General features: G+C 42.5%; 14 protein-coding genes and 1 tRNA gene. 8 read left to right on the top strand and 7 right to left on the bottom strand.

What is annotated here, in order from left to right; translation table 11 throughout:
• Positions 1 to 37: 37 nt before the first annotated feature.
• Together N6H18_RS03800 and N6H18_RS03795 are read left to right on the top strand one after the other, a co-directional pair.
• The gene (locus N6H18_RS03800) at positions 38 to 2,242 is read left to right on the top strand and encodes a tetratricopeptide repeat protein (RefSeq protein ID WP_262310507.1); all 2,205 of its coding nucleotides are present in this window, start codon (positions 38 to 40) and stop codon (positions 2,240 to 2,242) included.
• A gap of 31 nt (positions 2,243 to 2,273) precedes the next feature.
• Positions 2,274 to 2,789, top strand: coding sequence for a DUF3124 domain-containing protein (locus tag N6H18_RS03795; RefSeq protein ID WP_262310506.1), 516 nt, complete (start codon positions 2,274 to 2,276; stop codon positions 2,787 to 2,789).
• Between the two features lie 32 nt (positions 2,790 to 2,821).
• Here N6H18_RS03795 and N6H18_RS03790 read toward each other — a convergent pair whose 3' ends face one another.
• Positions 2,822 to 3,193, bottom strand: coding sequence for a DUF1573 domain-containing protein (locus tag N6H18_RS03790; protein ID WP_262310505.1), 372 nt, complete (start codon positions 3,191 to 3,193; stop codon positions 2,822 to 2,824).
• A gap of 150 nt (positions 3,194 to 3,343) precedes the next feature.
• Between N6H18_RS03790 and N6H18_RS03785 the strand changes: the two genes are divergently transcribed.
• Positions 3,344 to 4,603 (top strand): sensor histidine kinase, encoded by a 1,260-nt coding sequence (locus N6H18_RS03785; protein WP_262310504.1) that lies wholly within the window; start codon positions 3,344 to 3,346, stop codon positions 4,601 to 4,603.
• 2 nt (positions 4,604 to 4,605) lie between these two features.
• A complete protein-coding gene (locus N6H18_RS03780; protein WP_262310503.1) occupies positions 4,606 to 5,289 on the top strand; it encodes a response regulator transcription factor in 684 nt (227 codons plus the stop codon).
• 9 nt (positions 5,290 to 5,298) lie between these two features.
• Here N6H18_RS03780 and N6H18_RS03775 read toward each other — a convergent pair whose 3' ends face one another.
• Positions 5,299 to 6,180 (bottom strand): diacylglycerol/lipid kinase family protein, encoded by an 882-nt coding sequence (locus tag N6H18_RS03775; protein WP_262310502.1) that lies wholly within the window; start codon positions 6,178 to 6,180, stop codon positions 5,299 to 5,301.
• A gap of 108 nt (positions 6,181 to 6,288) precedes the next feature.
• Between N6H18_RS03775 and N6H18_RS03770 the strand changes: the two genes are divergently transcribed.
• Positions 6,289 to 7,254 (top strand): App1 family protein, encoded by a 966-nt coding sequence (locus N6H18_RS03770; RefSeq protein WP_262310501.1) that lies wholly within the window; start codon positions 6,289 to 6,291, stop codon positions 7,252 to 7,254.
• A 139-nt stretch (positions 7,255 to 7,393) separates the two neighbouring features.
• Here N6H18_RS03770 and N6H18_RS18625 read toward each other — a convergent pair whose 3' ends face one another.
• A complete protein-coding gene (locus N6H18_RS18625; RefSeq protein ID WP_316044830.1) occupies positions 7,394 to 7,711 on the bottom strand; it encodes a helix-turn-helix transcriptional regulator in 318 nt (105 codons plus the stop codon).
• Positions 7,712 to 8,030: 319 nt separating this feature from the next.
• Here N6H18_RS18625 and mutS point away from each other — a divergent pair, with 319 nt between their 5' ends.
• Entirely contained in the window at positions 8,031 to 10,634 is a 2,604-nt protein-coding gene (gene mutS / locus N6H18_RS03760; RefSeq protein ID WP_262310500.1) for a DNA mismatch repair protein MutS, read from the top strand.
• A 190-nt stretch (positions 10,635 to 10,824) separates the two neighbouring features.
• On the opposite strand, the gene N6H18_RS03755 is transcribed toward mutS, so the two are convergent.
• The 4 genes from N6H18_RS03755 to N6H18_RS03740 form a co-directional block, all read right to left on the bottom strand.
• A tRNA-Arg gene (locus N6H18_RS03755) sits at positions 10,825 to 10,898 on the bottom strand.
• Positions 10,899 to 11,165: 267 nt separating this feature from the next.
• Positions 11,166 to 14,081: a translation initiation factor IF-2 gene (infB, locus tag N6H18_RS03750; RefSeq protein WP_262310499.1), complete on the bottom strand. Its 2,916-nt coding sequence runs from the start codon at positions 14,079 to 14,081 to the stop codon at positions 11,166 to 11,168.
• 36 nt (positions 14,082 to 14,117) lie between these two features.
• A complete protein-coding gene (nusA, locus tag N6H18_RS03745) occupies positions 14,118 to 15,362 on the bottom strand; it encodes a transcription termination factor NusA (protein WP_262310498.1) in 1,245 nt (414 codons plus the stop codon).
• A 4-nt stretch (positions 15,363 to 15,366) separates the two neighbouring features.
• Positions 15,367 to 15,837 (bottom strand): ribosome maturation factor RimP, encoded by a 471-nt coding sequence (locus N6H18_RS03740; protein WP_262310497.1) that lies wholly within the window; start codon positions 15,835 to 15,837, stop codon positions 15,367 to 15,369.
• 349 nt (positions 15,838 to 16,186) lie between these two features.
• Between N6H18_RS03740 and N6H18_RS03735 the strand changes: the two genes are divergently transcribed.
• Both N6H18_RS03735 and N6H18_RS03730 read left to right on the top strand, forming a co-directional pair.
• Positions 16,187 to 16,621: an SRPBCC domain-containing protein gene (locus N6H18_RS03735; RefSeq protein ID WP_262310496.1), complete on the top strand. Its 435-nt coding sequence runs from the start codon at positions 16,187 to 16,189 to the stop codon at positions 16,619 to 16,621.
• Positions 16,622 to 16,721: 100 nt separating this feature from the next.
• A complete protein-coding gene (locus tag N6H18_RS03730; RefSeq protein WP_262310495.1) occupies positions 16,722 to 18,002 on the top strand; it encodes a sterol desaturase family protein in 1,281 nt (426 codons plus the stop codon).
• Positions 18,003 to 18,014 lie beyond the last annotated feature (12 nt).

Raw genomic sequence — 18,014 nt, 5'->3', positions numbered from 1 at the left:
CCTTTTTTGATAATAAAGCTTCAAATTGCGCATGACTATGAATTGGAAAATCACCCCTGTAATATTAGGTATCACTTTACTATTGGCCTGTAGCAAAAAGGAAGAGGGCTATCAGCCTAGTACCCCGAGCGCTTCGACGACCTTGCCCACTCAGTCCACGTTCGTAGGTGCTGAAACTTGTAAAACTTGTCATGCCAAAGAATACGCTGCTTGGGAAGGATCACATCACGACGAAGCGATGAAAGCGGCTGACTCTACCACGGTGAAGGGTGACTTCAACAACGTGTCTTTTGTTTCTAATGACGTAAAGTATTTTTTCTTCAAAAAAGACGGTAAATATTGGGTCAATACACAAGATGGAGATGGCCAATACAAAGATTTTATGATTGAGTACACTTTTGGAGTGACTCCTTTGCAGCAATATTTGATCCCTTTCCCGAAAGGATCCTATCAGACGTTGCATGCAGCGTGGGATGACCAAAAAAGTCAATGGTTCAATGTTCAATCACACTTAAAGATTGATACCACCGAATGGCTTCACTGGAGTAGAGGTGCTGCCAGATGGAATACCATGTGTGCTGATTGCCATAGTACCAACCTCCATAAAAATTATAACCCAACGGATGAATCCTATCATACGACTTTCAGCGAAATCAATGTAGCATGTGAGAGTTGCCATGGTCCTGCCAGTGAGCATGCTTCTTTTTATCAAAATGGCAAACAGGGTAAAGCCCCAGAACTATACATGAAATCGGATATGTCAAGCCATGAGCTGGTAGACAAATGCGCCAGATGTCACTCTCGTAGGGGACAAATCACGCCGTATTTTGATTATACAGGGAGTTTTTTGGATCACTATCGGCCTGCATTGCTGACCAGTGATTTGTATGAACTGGATGGTCAGATCAAAGATGAGGTGTACGTGTACAATTCCTTCACCCAGAGCAAAATGTATCACAACAATGTATCGTGTAAGGATTGTCACGATGTACATTCATTAAAACTAAAAAGACAAGGCAATGCTTTGTGTCTGCAGTGTCATGAGCCCAAATACAATGAGGTGAGTCATCACAAGCACAAAATGAATACCGATGCTAGTCTCTGTATCAACTGTCATATGACAGGCAAGACCTATATGGGCAATGATTTTAGACGGGATCATAGTTTTAGAGTGCCGCGTCCAGATCAGACTGTCAAGTATGGTACGCCCAATGCTTGCAATGGCTGTCATGCAGATAAATCAGCCAAATGGGCCAGTGACTTCATCACGAAGGAATATGGCACAAACAGGCCTGATCATTTTTCGGACTTGTTTCTGGAAGGTTATCATGGCGATCAGGACAAGTTGATGACGCTGATCATGGGGTCCAAATATCCAGATATTGCCCGAGCCACTGCGGTTAATTATTATGGACGAAACGCCACTACAGAGGAGATGAGGAAAATCACGCAGTTCCTACACGATAGTTCCGCTATCGTACGCGAAGAAGTGATCAATGTGCTGAGCAACAGACCGGATGTAGATTCGAGAGATTTAGTTGCGGGGCTTTTGAATGATAGCATTCGTTTGGTGAGGATTAGTGCTGCGCAGTACATGGTGGGAATAGACCCGCAGGCACGGAATATTCCAGCTTATCAAAACGCGATGAGAGAAAACCTTACATCCTTGAAACTGCAATCGGATTTTGCCTCCGGACAACATGCCTTGGCTATCTACTATGAACGACAAGGTGATGTGCAAGCAGCCATAGCAGCATACCGAAAAGCCATCGCTATTGATAATTATTACAATCAGGCCAGAATGAATCTAGCGCTGACACTGTACAATCAAGGTAAGGCTGAGGAAGCGATAGCACTCTATAAGAAGGTCACGACTCAGGAGCCTGATTACAGTTATTCTTACTATATGCTGGGGCTGCTCTACAATGAACAAGGAGACGCTGTATCTGCAATGAAGTATTTGAAATTGGCCACTGAAAAGCAACCAGCTAATCCACGTGCTTTTTACAATTACGCCACGCTTTTGTTGCAGCACCAGCAGTTTGAGGAGGCCATCTCTGTAGCGCAGAAAGGGGAATTGTATTTTGATGCATTCGAGGATTTACTCTACGTCAAAATGCTGGCTCAAATGCAAAATGGGGATGTGACAAGTGCAGTATCCACTTGCCAGGTTTTGATCCAGATGTCTCCAAATAATCAGCAGTACCAGCAGATATTTTCCCAACTAAAATCTAAATTGTAAGGAAGCACAAACAAGCAAACGATTGAGTCACATGAAACAACTATTAACCATACTAGCTGTCGTATCTCTGTTCGCATGTGATGAACAAGGTACACGACAGAGTCACCATGATTTGGGATGGACGAATAGAGTGGTGGCTAAGTCAACTTTGGACTCTTTGGAGTCGGCCAGTAGTTATTTGTCCATATACAGTCAGATCAACAGTTTTGACAGGGATACCAAACAAGGCTTGACAGTCACGGTGAGTATGAGAAATATCTACGATGCAGACACTCTCTATCTATCTGGGATCAAAAGCTATGACACAGCGGGAGAATTATTGCACACCTACCTCACATCGCCGATATATTTGTTGCCACTAGAGACTTTAGAAATCATCATTGACGAAGAAGAAGAACACGGAGGTACTGGAGGGAATTTCATTTTCGATTGGCAGGCAGGCACTGGCCTTGAACCATTTTTTGAGGCAGTCATGATCCGTTCGTCAGGGCAACAAGGTATTTCTTTTACCACGAGAGGGATTAGGAGAGACAAAATGGGTGAGTAGCAGCATTGCGCTACCCACCTGGACTCTACTTATTATTGTATCACTTCCCCTTTGATTTGAAGTGTGACAGGGTCGCCCATGTTGGTTGTGACTGTCACCGATTTATTGAAAGTTCCAATCTTGGCTGCATTGTATGTAGCACTGATTTTGCCATAGTCACCAGGCAATATCTCACCTTTAGTAAAACTGGCAACTGTGCATCCACAAGAGCCCTTGGCTGATACAATTACAATTGGGTCTTCTCCTTGATTTTGAAACTCAAACTCGGTAGTCACTGGATTATTCAGTGCGATCTTTCCAAAATCATGTGTGGTTTTGTTCCAAGAGAAAGTGGTGTTGTCATCGTGAACTTTGAACGAACTCAAGCTGAGTACCGTGATACAAATCATTATTGCATGTTTCATAATAGTTATGTTTAATTGTTTAGATAATGATTCAAAGATGGTGTGGGATGATCTGATGGACTGTTAATGAAATCTTATTAGTTGTTAATGAAATGTTAAAGTGCATACGGATTGTATGGATTTAGAAAATATAGACTGATTTTAACCTAGATGAATCGAAGAGCATATCGGATATTGGTGATATTGGCAGTGATTTCAATAGGAGGGACATTGACAATTCAGCTTTTTTGGATGAAGAAGGCCTTTGACGTGAGGAGTCAGCAATTTGATCACAATGTCAAAAGTGCTTTGTTAAATATTACGGAGATTCTTTGTTCTATCAACCTAGAAGCAACCAGACCTGACGCGATTGAGCAGATTTCATCCAATTATTTCATCGTCAAAATCAACAACAAAATAACACCTTTGACACTAGAAACCTTGCTTACCAGAGAGTTTAAAAGTAGGGGAATCAAGGAGGTATTCGAGTACGGTATTTTTGATTGTAGCAATGGAGAGATGGTGTATGGCCAACGTGTCAACCCCTCTATGACAGCCATTGAGGGAGAAAATACACTGCATGCCTTTCCAAACCTATCCAAAGACGAGTATTATTTTGGGATTTACTTTCCTAGCAAGACCTTGGATTTGGTAGGACAGATGGGAATCTGGATTTCTTCATCAGCAGTATTGTTGATCGTCGTGCTTTTTTTTGGCTTTAGTTTGTTCATGATTTTTAGACAGAGGCGCTTGTCCGAAATACAAAAGGATTTTGTGAACAATATGACCCACGAATTCAAAACACCAATCGCTACCATGAGGATCGCAGCGGATGTACTCAGATCACCAGAGATAACAGATGACCCGAAACGATTGAGTACATATACCGAAATTATCAATAAGGAGATCGATCGACTACAGGGTCAGGTCGAGCGAGTATTGCAGATGTCCAGTATCAAACAGGAGCAGATTCAACTCAACAAAGAGTGGATTGAAATTGATCTGATCATACATGATCTAGTTCAACGAAGTGCCTTGTCCAACCCTAACGTTTCGATCTCGGTAGACACAGGGATGCCTCGTCTATTTGTAGATCAGCTACATATGAGCAATGTCTTTGACAACCTGATTGACAATGCCATCAAATACAGCGACAAAGAGCCTATGGTTGAAATTTCGTGGTCTCAACATGGAAGAAAACGCATAGAAATCAATTTTAAAGATCACGGTAAGGGGATCGATCCTAAGCATCAATCCTTGATTTTTGATAAATTTTATAGAGTACCTACAGGAAACAGGCATGATGTGAAGGGATTTGGCTTGGGACTGTATTATGTCAAAATGGTGGTAGCAGCACATGGAGGCAAAATTAATGTTGTGAGCCAACTGAATGAAGGAACTACGATATCAATCATATTACCAATGGAATAATTATGAGCAAAAGGATACTGCTAGTGGAGGATGACGAGAGTCTTGGATTTGTCATCAAGGACAATTTGGTACTGCGAGGTTATGCAGTGGATCTCTTTGAGACTGGTAGCACTGCCTGGCAGGAATACCAGACATGTGACTATGATATTTGCCTCTTGGATATCATGCTACCTCATATGGATGGATTGTCTTTGGCTAAGAATATCCGTGGAGTGAACAGAGCAATTCCAATCATTTTCCTCACGGCTCGATCTATGCAGGAGGATAAATTGGCTGGATTTGAAATAGGTGTGGATGACTACATCACCAAACCCTTTTCTATGGAAGAGTTGATCTACCGCATAGAGGTCTTTTTGAAGCGAAGCATGATCATCTCCCAATCATCTGGAGACATTCATTTGGGGAACTACCGTTTTGACTCAGTCGAGTTTAAACTGTACTATCAGGATCAAATGACCAAACTCACGCGTCGGGAATCTGAGATTTTGTATTACCTCTATCAGCGTATAAATGTGGTATGTAAAAGGGAAGAATTGCTCTTGGCACTATGGGGAGATGATGACTACTTCAAAGGCAGGAGTTTGGATGTTTTCATTTCTAAGCTCCGGAAATACCTTTCTCATGATCCTTGTCTTGACATTGAAAATATACATGGAGTAGGCTTCAAACTCAGCTTGAAGCACTAAAATTACAATTCAAGGAATCACCAAATTCACTGCCTTTGGCAACAGTCGTGCAGTGACTTTGTTCACTGATCCGATCACCTCTCCATCTATTTGCAATGTATGTGGTTTAGTGGATGTGATAGTCACTTGATTGGTTTGATAGATAGAAAAATATTTAGAGTTCTCTAATTGTCCTGCAAAACTGTACCAGGTAAACTCCAAAAAATTGTGCCAAGGCAGAGGTTTGAATATACATACCTCAAAGAGATCATCTTCTAAGTCACAGCGTGGATTGACTATGGCGCCAGTACCGTAGCTAGACGCATTGGCAATGACAATCATATCCGCTTTGTACCGGTTGACAGATTCTGGAGTCTGTACCTTGAATCTGCCAGATTTGCGTTGACTCATTTTTTTGATAAAGGATTTGGCATAACCTAGCATACCTCGCTGGCCTTCTTTTTCAAACTCTTTGATGAGGTCTGCATTGAATCCTAAGTCTGCCAAGTGCAGGGATAGGTATTTGTCGTTGATTTTGATAGCGTGCATCGACATGGTTTTCGGATGCAGCAGTAGAGAGAGATTTTCTTCCCAATCTTCTGGAATACCTAGCTCTGTTGCCAGACCATTGGCGGATCCCAGTGGCAATATCGCAAGCTTGATCGTCGTGTCCATGACCAGTTCAGCGACGAGCGTGACGGTACCATCACCACCACCAGCTATGACGATCTGAGGCTTCAACTTTTCGATCAGTTCTTTGATATGAGAGACATCCTGATCTCCTGTGGTTTTGTATAGATGAAATGTCAAATCATTTCTATTACAAAATTCTGAGACGGTCGCATCCAAATTTTTTTTGTCTGAGGCGCCTGATTTGGGATTGATGACAAACAAAAGCGATGCTGTGCTCATAGGTTCTTGAAATAGCGTTATTTTAGTATTGTAAGACCAAACTAATACATACTCATCGCAATATTCAGAAAAATAAGCATTCGGGTTGCCCTTTGGCTAAAAAAAACCTTGGGTATCATTCATCCTCCAGTGATTGTGCCCTATCGCGGATATGGTACAAATAAGAAAGTGTACATCAAAGGCATGGTATTGGAAAATAGGCCTGAGTTTTTGGCGCATGCCGATGACAAGAGAAGTAAAAATCTGAAACACATGGTGGCGAGGTATCTGAGTACCGCCATACCCGATGTGGAGATTCGGATTTCTTTTGCAGGACATGAAAAAACAGTGCGTACAGACGAAGTAGGCTACTTTGCTACTTGGTTTGTGATGGAGGAGGAGTTGAAGCATACCGGATGGTTAGGCGTAGAGTACCAACTCCAAGACTCAGAGTGGGGTGAGTCGGTAGAGCATGGTGAGGTCTTGATCGTCAATCCTACAGCTACCTATGGTGTCATTTCGGATATTGATGACACTGTTCTTGTTTCGCACGCTACAGAGTTGTTGCGCAAACTCAGACTGATTCTGACACAAAATGCCAAGACCAGACTGCCCTTTGCGGGAGTCAGCGAATTTTATCATGCCTTGGCAGGAGAGGCTGCCAATCCGATATTTTATGTGAGCAGCAGCGAATGGAATCTCTATGATTTCCTTGTGGATTTCTTCGCTACCAAGCAACTGCCCAAGGGGCCATTTTTACTGCAAAATTTCAAGTCAGGACTCAAAGAATTGATCTCTTCGGGAGGAGGCAGTCATGCCCACAAGATCGAAAAAATCAAACGACTCATGGATTTGTTTCCTAGTCTGTCATTTGTCCTGATAGGGGACAGCGGACAACGAGACCCAGAGATCTATGCGGATGCAGTCGCGCACTACCCTCATAGAATCAAAGCCATCTACATCAGAGCCATAGGCAAGAAAAAGGAACTGGATCAGTCCCTCGTCAAGTCAACCGCTGTACATGGCGTAGAGATGCTCTTGGTCAACGATACGGCGGAGGCATACATTCATGCCAAAGGTTTGGGATTGTTTTGATTGTCAATTGACTGTGCATTGTCAACAATTGGTTACTTTTTTAAGGTCAAATTTCGATGTAGTGAATGGTCAGGATGAGATGAACAGTGTGTTTGATGGTTTGAGAGGGTGTACCGAGGTTTATGGCTGACCCTAATTTTTAGAGTTCAATTTGGATCGATTTGAGATGAAGCAATAATTTGTATTCTTCTTTCAGATCCCATGGGACTCGCCCCTGACCATTTTTTTTAAATAGGATGTTGTTTATGAGTATTCGTTTCGTTGCCGTTGGCAATGGGTCAAGTTCATGACCGAATAATGACAATACTTGATTGACTTTATCAATCATTAATGATTCTTTCCCTTGTTCTAAGTCGCGAATAAATCGTAAGCCAACTCCAGCTTTAAACGAAAGATCTGCTTGTGTTAGATCTAGGCTTTTGCGCCTTTCTTTTGCGAATTGATTCAATTTTCTCATAGTCACATTATACCCTATCGGGTATAAATTTATGTTTTACCCAAGCGATATACCTGATCGGGTATAAATTAATCAGTTAAAGTAAAAGGGATACAGCATGTTTTACGCGGTTTGAGAATCATTGATTTTTTACTACACTACTACTTTAATAAGTAGTGACCTGGATTACGATTGTTGCGATCTGAGTCTGATTTTTACAGTTGATGATCGACCGTTGACAGTCAACCATCAACTCTTTCCCCTTCTTCCCAAAAAGAAATCCGTGCAAGCCTCCCAAAAACCCCACTAGTTTTTAAATTCGTGGTTGGAACCTATCAACATGGCAGTCGCAAAAAAAGAAACACCCCTAATGACCCAATACAATGCCATCAAGGCCAAACACCCTGATGCATTGCTACTCTTTAGAGTGGGGGATTTCTACGAAACCTTCGGGCAGGATGCAGTCCGAGCCAGCAAAATTCTCAACATCGTACTCACCAAACGAGCCAACGGTTCTGCCTCTCACATAGAATTGGCAGGATTCCCGCACCATTCGCTGGACACCTACCTGCCCAAGCTCGTCAAGGCGGGCAACAGAGTCGCTATCTGCGACCAATTGGAAAACCCAAAGGATGTCAAAGGTATCGTCAAACGTGGCGTTACAGAACTGGTTACCCCTGGGCTCACACTCAACGACAATGTTCTTGAGCAACGAAAAAACAATTACCTGGCAGCCATAGCTTTTGGCAAGGAGATTCATGGTGTGGCATTCCTCGACCTGAGTACTGGTGAATTTATGTTGTCTGCTGGTCAGGACGACTATGTCGACAAGCTGATCCAGAGTTTCAGCCCCGCCGAGATCATCTACTGCAAGAACCAGAAAAACCACTTCGAAAAACTACTCGGCACAGATCACAATACCTTCTGTCTGGAGGAGTGGATCTTCGGTTTTGATTTCGGATACGAAAAACTAAACACCCATTTCAAGACCAAAAGTCTGAAAGGCTTTGGCGTAGAAGAAACCAAGGAAGGCATAGCTGCCGCGGGTGCTATTCTTTATTATCTCGAAGAGACTGAACACAAGCAGATCAGTCATATCTCGTCGATCTCTAGGATCGATACCGAAAAATACGTTTGGCTGGACAAGTTCACCATCCGTAATCTCGAACTCGTCTATCCCCAGCAGCAAGACGGTGTCCCTCTATTGGACATCTTGGATTACACTTCCACTCCTATGGGAGCACGACTGCTCAAAAAATGGATGGTGCTACCTCTAAAAGAAAAGACCTTGATCGAGAGCAGGTTGTCTGTCGTCGAATCTCTGCTCGTCGCTACGGAAACAGCCGAAGTGATCAAATCACATCTGGAACAAATCTCCGATATCGAGCGATTGGTGTCTAAAGTAGCCGCTCTCCGCATCAATCCGCGTGAGTTGCTCTACCTCAAAAAGGCATTGGCTCACATCCAGCCCATCAAAGCGGAGCTGGAGAATTCGTCCGAAGCAGCCCTTGCCAAATACGGTGACAAACTCAACCCCTGTGCACAGTTGTTGGATAGAATTGAGAGCCAACTGCAGGAAGAGGTGCCTCTCAATGCCACACAAGGCAACATCATCAAGAGTGGGATAGATCCTGAGCTGGATGAACTGAGGAAAATTGCTTTCTCTGGCAAAGATTACCTGCTTCAGATTCAGGAGAGAGAGAAGGAACGAACGGGGATTTCATCCCTAAAGATCGCCTACAACAAGGTCTTTGGCTACTACCTCGAAGTATCCAATGCACACAAAGACAAAGTGCCCGTCGAGTGGATCAGAAAACAGACCCTCGTCAACGCCGAGCGCTACATCACCGAGGAGCTCAAAGGATACGAAGAGAAAATCCTCACAGCGGAGGAAAAGCTCGGTACGATAGAGTTCAAACTCTACAACGAGTTGATCACCTTCACAGCAGACTATGTCTACGAGATTCAGGCCAACGCCAAGTGCATCGCAGAGATCGATTGCTTGATGTCATTTGCTCATGTAGCGAAGAAACAGAACTATTGTAAGCCATCCATCCACAATGAGAATATCATTGACATCAAAGAGGGACGTCACCCAGTGATCGAGGCGCAGTTGCCGACTGGAGAGGAGTACATCCCCAACAGTGTGATGCTGGACGATATTTCTCAACAGATTATGGTCATCACGGGCCCCAACATGGCGGGTAAGTCGGCACTTCTGAGGCAGACTGCGCTCATCGTGCTGATGGCACAGATGGGCTCCTATGTGCCCGCAGCATACGCCAAAATAGGGATCATCGACAAGGTATTTACGAGAGTGGGTGCCTCAGACAACTTGTCCAAAGGTGAATCGACCTTTATGGTGGAGATGACCGAGACCGCCAGTATTTTGAATAATCTAAGTGGGAGTACGCTGGTGCTGATGGATGAGATCGGACGAGGGACAAGTACTTACGACGGTGTGTCCATCGCATGGTCTATCGTCGAGCACCTGCACAATCATCCCAAGCACCGCGCCAAGACGATGTTTGCCACACACTACCACGAACTCAATCAGATCGCTCAGGATTTTCCTCGTGTCAAGAACTTCAACGTGTCCGTCAAGGAACTTGACAACCGCGTCATTTTCATGCGCAAGCTCAAAGAAGGGGGTAGTGAGCATAGTTTTGGTATTCATGTAGCCAAAATGGCTGGGATGCCCAATGAAGTAGTCATCCGCGCCAATGAAATTTTGGGTCACTTAGAAAAAGATAAGATCAAGGAAAATCAACTCGAAAGAATTGAAACCATGCCGAAGAACAATTTTCAGCTGAGCATGTTTGAGACAGACCCTCATTTCGAAGAGGTACTGGCTTTGCTGAGCAAGCTAGACATCAATACCATTTCCCCCGTAGAGGCCTTGCTCAAGCTCAATGAGATCAAGTCTATATTGAAGGGAAGTTGATCCCATAATTAGACAAGTAACAGGGGTAATTATCCAAAACAACTCTCCAAGAGTTTTTTGGATAGCGGTAGAAGTTTCGGTCATTTAAAATAACTCATTTGAGAATTCTTTTCTATTCCCAGATTGATCCCTCTTTTGGGTTTATTGAATCGGGAAACAAAAAAAGGTCTGAGTATTACTCAGACCTTTGTGACCTTGTCAGGATTCAAACCTGAAACCTCCTGAGCCGTAATCAGGTGCTCTATTCAGTTGAGCTACAAGGCCAGTTATCTTAGTGTAGCACTTTAGCTACTTTTTTCGAGCTGCAAATATAGCCTCTCTTAGAAAAACTATGTTCAATTGAGGAGATATTTTATTAGGAAACTTGCGAGACCAATCGTCCCGTAATACTTCAACACCATCATCCGATTTTGTTGATCCATCCACCAGAGTACCACCCATGGTTTGTAAAACAATCCAATCACGACACACGATAAAGAAAAGTAAAAAAGAAAATTAGCCAAGTGACCAATTGCTTCCACTATTCTTTAGTTAAAGAGACCTTTTGACTTCACGTGTTTCGTAACCTTCGATTACGTCACCGATTTTGATGTCATTAAATCCTTTGATGCTGATACCACATTCGTAGCTGTATTTCACTTCCTGAACGTCATCCTTGAATCGTTTCAATTGACCGATTTCACCTTCGTAGGTCACGATACCATCTCTGATCAATCGGATATGGTTGGCTCTCTTCACATAACCATCCGTTACATAACATCCTGCTACTGTACCAACCTTAGTGATTTTAAATACCTCTCTTACCTCAATGTTACCTGTGATGATTTCTTCAACTGTTGGTGCCAGCAGACCTTCCATTGCATCTTTCACATCGTTGATCGCATCGTAGATGATTGAGTACAATCTGATCTCAATTTCGTCCTTCTCAGCAATTTTCTTCGCACCGCCTGATGGTCTCACTTGGAAACCAATGATGACTGCATCAGATGCTGAAGCTAACAATACATCAGATTCAGAAATCTGACCCACACCTTTGTGAATGATGTTGACTTGAACTTCGCTTGTTGATAGCTTCAACAAAGAATCAGACAAGGCTTCTACCGATCCATCCACGTCACCTTTGACGATGACATTGAGTTCCTTGAACGAACCAATAGCCAAACGTCTACCGATTTCATCCAGTGTGATATGCTTTTTAGTTCTGATACTTTGCTCACGCAGTATCTGCTCTCTTTTGGTTGCAATTTCTCGGGCATCTCTATCAGATTCCATGACGTTGAATTTGTCACCTGCTTGAGCTGCTCCATCTAGACCTAGCATTTGTACAGGGGTAGATGGCCCTGCTTTTGCCAATTTTTTACCTGTGTGGTCAAACATCGCCTTGACCTTGCCGAAGTAAGAACCTGCTAGTACTACATCGCCTATAGCTAGCGTGCCACTTTGTACCATCATGGTTGTTACATAGCCTCGACCTTTGTCCAATGTTGCTTCTATGACAGAACCCACTGCTTTTTTCTTGGGGTTGGCTTTTAGTTCAAGGACTTCTGCTTCGAGCAATACTTTCTCCAATAGGTCTTCGATACCTTGTCCTGTCTTAGCAGAAATTTCTTGACATTGGTACTTTCCTCCCCAATCCTCTACAAGGATATTGTTTGCAGAAAGTGCTTCCTTTATTTTATCAGGATTAGCCGTTGGCTTATCCACCTTGTTGATCGCAATGATAATCGGAACTCCTGCTACCTGTGCGTGGTTGATAGCTTCTTTGGTTTGGGGCATGACGTCATCGTCTGCCGCTACTACGATGATCACAATATCTGTGATTTTAGCTCCCCTTGCACGCATCGCTGTAAACGCTTCGTGACCTGGAGTATCTAGGAATGCCACTCTTTTGCCAGATGGTGTCATTACATCGTAAGCACCAATGTGTTGAGTAATACCTCCAGCTTCACCCGAAGTAACACTGGAGTCACGGATATAATCTAGTAATGATGTTTTACCATGATCGACGTGTCCCATGATCGTAACAATCGGTGCTCTGTCTTCCAATGACTCTTCAGAATCTTCTTCTTCAGCGACATCCACATCGTCATCATGGGTAGTGAACTCTACGTTGTAGCCAAACTCATCAGCAATAATCGTGATAGACTCGGCATCCAATCTTTGGTTGATCGATACGAACATACCCAATGACATACAGGTAGAAATTACCTCGTTGACTGACACATCTAGCAAGCTAGCCAAATCATTGGCTGAGATAAACTCTGTTACTTTTAGTGTTTTAGAGTCTTCCTCTTCCTGCATGAGCCTTTCTTCGTTGGCTTCTGCAACTGCATTTCTTTTGTCCTTACGGTATTTTGATCGGCTTACATTTGAGTTAGGTTTTCCACCGCTCAATTTGGCCAAGGTTGCTTTGATCTTGTCTTGAATTTCTTTGTCGGTCAGTTCCTCCTTGACGATCTTTTTCTTGGTGTCTTTGCTGCCGAATTTTCCTCTTGGACCATTGCCATTGCCTGGCCCACCAGTCGTACGAGGTGCGTTATTTCCCTGACCGCCTTGTCCTTGTGGTCCTCCTGGTGTTTTTGATCTACTGATGCGTTTTCTAGGACGTTTTTTGTCAGCGTCTTTTTTGTCAGAAGAAGCAACAGGCTTATCAGATTTTTTGTTGGTAGAAGGTAGTTCGATTTTCCCGAGTACTTTGAGTCCTCTGAGTGAATCAGCCTTGGCTTCTATTGTTTTGAATTCTTGGGGCTTTGAGGCCGTACTAATTTCTTCAACTTTAGGAGCATCTGGTGCAGGTGTGGCTGGCTTCACCTCTTTCTTCTCCTCTGCAACTACTTTAGGCTCTTCTTTGGCTTTTACTTCTTCTACTTTAGGTTCTTCTTTCGCTTCGGGTTTGGGTTCTGCTTTTACTGCAGGTTCTACCTTCGCTTCTACTTTAGTTTCAGCTTTGGGTTCTTCTTTGATTGGAGCAGGAGACTCTACTTTTGGCTCTTCAGCTTTGACTTCTTCGGTAGGTTTCTTTTTGTTTTGATCGAGATCAATTTTCCCAACTACCTTGATGCCTTGCAGCTTATTTTCAAGAATGACAGATTCTTCTTTAGGTTTTTCTTCCTTAGGTTCTTCCTTTTTTGGAGGAGCTGTAGGGGTCGAACTTTCAGGGACGAAATATTCTTCCTCTTTCTTCTCTTCAGGAGCAGGCGAGCCTGCTTTGATCACATAGTTTTCTCCTGATTTGTTACCAATAACTAAACCAGAAGCTTCTTCTTTTTCGTGAGCAGAACCAGCATATTCTTTAGCAAGAAGATCGTATTGTTCAGACGATATTTTCGTGTTAGGACTACGCTCTACGTCATGTCCTTTTTCTGTCAAGAATTCAACGACAGTGTCAATACCCACGTTGAGTTTACGAGCCACTTGATTGAGACGAACCATTTTACCTTCTGTCATATGCTAATTTACTATCCTTCTATTCTTTATTCTTAATTATTGCTCAAATTCCTGCTTGAGGGTGTTGAGAACGAACTGAATTGTTTCCTCTTCTAGGTCGGTTCTCCTTTGAAGCTCTTCGACAGATAGGTTCAATACACTTTTGGCAGTGTCCAAACCGATTTTTCTCAATTCTTCAATTACCCACTCTTCGATTTCATCTGAGAACTCGGTCAAGGCCACATCTTCGTCCTCTGCACCATCCAATTCTCTGAACACATCGATCTCCATATCTACCAATCTACTAGCCAACTTGATGTTTTGGCCTCCCTTGCCGATAGCAAGAGATACTTGATCGGGTTTCAGATATACAGAAACTCTTTTACTTTCCGCCTCTATCTTAATGCTAGAGATTTTTGCAGGGCTAAGTGCTCTAGAGATATACAAATCCATGTTTTCAGTGTAGTTGATTACATCGATATTCTCGTTTTGTAATTCCCTCACTATGCTGTGGATTCTAGAACCTTTCATCCCCACGCAGGCACCGACTGGGTCGATACGATCGTCATAAGATTCAACGGCTACTTTTGCTCTTTCTCCTGGTTCTCTTACTACTTTTTTGATGGTGATCAGACCGTCATATACTTCTGGTACTTCACTTTCAAACAGTCTTTCCAAGAAAGTCGGAGATATTCTAGACAAGATGATCTTAGGGTTACCGTTCACGATTTCTACGCGATCTACGATGGCTCTGATAGAATCACCTTTTCTGTATCTGTCTTTGTTTATTTGCTCTGATTTAGGGATGGTCAATTCATTGCCCTCTCCATCGATCAGTAGTACTTCTCTACCCAATACCTGGTACACCTCGCCGACGATGATTTCACCTACTAGGTCTTTGTATTTTTGGAATAGAATGTCTTTTTCAAGGTCTTTGATTTTTTGGATCAAAGTCTGACGAGCTGTCATGACCATCCTACGGCCAAAATCCAACAGCTTTACTTCTTCAGCTACTTCTTCTCCAATTTCAAAATCAGGTTCTATCTTCTTTGCTTCGCTCAAGCTGATCTTGTCGTGATCCCAGATATCTTCCGAGTTGTCGTCTACGATTTCTCTAAATCTCCAGATCTCAAGGTCACCTTTATCTGCGTTGATGATAATGTCGAAATTATCATCATATTCAAATTTCTTTCGGATCATTGTTTTGAATACATCCTCCAGTATTCTGATCATTGTTGGTCTATCAACATTTTTGCTTTTCGCAAAATCCGAAAATGATTCTATTAGTACAGAACTATCCATTTTATTATTTGAATGAAACTAGAACAATAGTTTTATTTATCTCACTTAATTTAAGCTCTCTGTTTTCAGAGATCTTTTTCTTTTTATCCACAAGCACCTCCAGCACCACATGGTCTGGGTCAGCCTTAGATAAAACCCCTTCTATTTGAGAGCCATCTAGTAAAGTAATCTTCACTGATTTCCCAATGTTTTTTTGATATTGACGATCCAATTTCAATGGATGGTCAAGACCTGGTGAAGAAACCTCTAATGTGAGTGGCTCTTGCAATTCCAACTCCTCATCCAAACGACGGGAGATGCTTCTGCTTACTTCCACACATTTGTCAATGGATATACCGTTGTCTCCATCCAATAGGACGATGACTTTGCTCATGGCACCAGACCCTTTTTGGATGATGTCTACCAAAAACAAATCCTCCTGATCAGAAAGACACTCTGCTGTCCAAGACGCTATATGTTTGACTACTTCGCTCACTAATTTTTCAGTATAAAAATAGAGGGGACTGTTGTCCCCTCACTCCTTGAAAACGGTATTTCGATGCAAAAATAGCTTAAATATCGATGAAAGCAAATAAATGGATGGATATTGAAACGGAGACCATGTCTGGAAATCATCCCAAGGAGCTGTCTGTTGAATAGAAAGTACACTGATCCGCAACTAGTGATATTTTACGATAGAAAATATTTTTTGAGACTCGGGAGTCATGCGTTCTCCCCTGAATCAAAGCACTTGTTTCATTTGGCAGGGTTTTGGCTCAATTATTTTTTGTAACTTATCACAAGGGTATATTAGGTTCAAGGTCGGTTGACTAGAAGAGTGAGATATGAAATCAATAGAAACGAATATTTTGATAAAGGCGCCTATAGAGGTATTGTGGAAGGCTTTTATGTTATTTTCTGCTTATCCAGATTGGAATACAGTGATGACAGTCTCAGGAGAAGCGGAGCTGGGGAATAGATTGCATGTAAATGTTTCCTTGAACGGTAAAGCCTCAAGTTTCAAACCCAAAGTCAGTTTGATAGAAGATGAACGCAAATTTGAATGGAAGGGAAGTTGGGGACATGGTCGTTTATTTTCAGGGACTCATTATTTTCATTTTTACCCTGAGGGGGAGGGACAAACGCGTTTTATTCATGGAGAGCGATTTTCTGGCATTTTTAGCCGAGCGATTTTGAAGAAGATTGGGAAATCGACAGAAGAAGGCTTCGTTGCTTTCAATCGAGCACTCAAAGAATATGCTGAAGATTTGGTGATATAGTGTCTTTGTATTTAAGAGTTATGCATGCATAACAAAACTCCCGTTTATCTTTTCTTTTGAGCTGTTGTGCGGTATTTTTGAAAACTAAGCAGCAGAGATTATGACTACATACGCCCAAGTATTACTCATTGCTATTCCATTTTTTGTTGTCCTCATCATCATCGAGGGTAGCTATGGATGGTTCGTAAATAGGCAAACCTTTAGAAGTTTTGATACTATTTCTAGCCTCAGTTCGGGGATTACCAATTTGCTCAAAACTGTATTGGGACTGACTTTGGTCATTGTTGGCTACACTTGGATGTATGAGCACATGGCTTTGATTCATATTGAGGCTACTTGGTTGGTATATGTCATTAGTTTTTTGTTGATTGATTTTGCAGGGTATATCAAGCATTTTTTGTCTCATCGTGTCAACTATTTTTGGAATGAACATGTCATCCATCATAGCAGTGAAGAGTTCAACTTGGCTTGTGCATTGCGCCAGACTATTTCAGAGTTTTTTACGATTGGCGCATTCTTATTAATTCCTGCCGCTTTGATAGGTATGTCTCCAGTGGTGATTGCGACAATTGCTCCGATTCATTTGTTCTTACAGTTTTGGTACCATACGCAGCATATTCCTAAATTGGGATGGGTAGAATACATCCTCGTCACACCTTCACAACATCGTGTTCATCATGCGATCAACCCTGAGTATTTGGATAAAAACATGGGGCAGATCTTTCCTTGGTGGGATCGTATGTTTGGGACATTTCAAGAGGAATTGAAGGATGTGCCTTGTGTCTATGGGATTAAAAAACCTGCTCAAACCTGGAATCCCGTTTTGATCAACTTTCAGCACATTTGGATCTTGATCCAAGATGCTTGGCGAACCAAGGATTGGAAGGCAAAATTCACGATTTGGTTCAAGCCTACTGGCTGGAGACCAGCTGATGTGGCGGTCAAGTATCCAATAGAAGTTATTACAAACCCTTTTGATCAGATCAAATACAGTACACCAGCATCTCGATGGCTACATGCCTGGTCTTGGGTTCAAATGACCATTGCGTTGCTCTTGTTGCTTTTTATGCTGTACAATTTTGAGGCTATTGGTTTTCCAGGTCTGTTTGCTTACGGGGCAATCTTGTTTCTGCACGTCTATGCTTACACGACCCTGATGGATTTGAACAAGTATGCGATTTACTTAGAATTGCTCAAATGCGCTGCTGGCATGTATTGGATCTCCGAGTCGGGAGATTGGTTTGGATTGAATGCCTTTGTGGCTGAGGGTAGCCTCTTGCTGATGGGGTATTTTTTGGTATCAGTATTGGTAGTTTTGGGTTTTACACTGTGGGAATTGAAGAGTGTCCAAATCAGTTTGAATTCAAATCTAAAATCATAAGACCATACAAAT

It is taken from the genome of Reichenbachiella agarivorans (genome assembly GCF_025502585.1).
GTDB lineage: Bacteria > Bacteroidota > Bacteroidia > Cytophagales > Cyclobacteriaceae > Reichenbachiella > Reichenbachiella agarivorans.
Note: the sequence above shows the minus strand (reverse complement) of the source record. Positions and strands in the feature narration are given on the sequence as shown.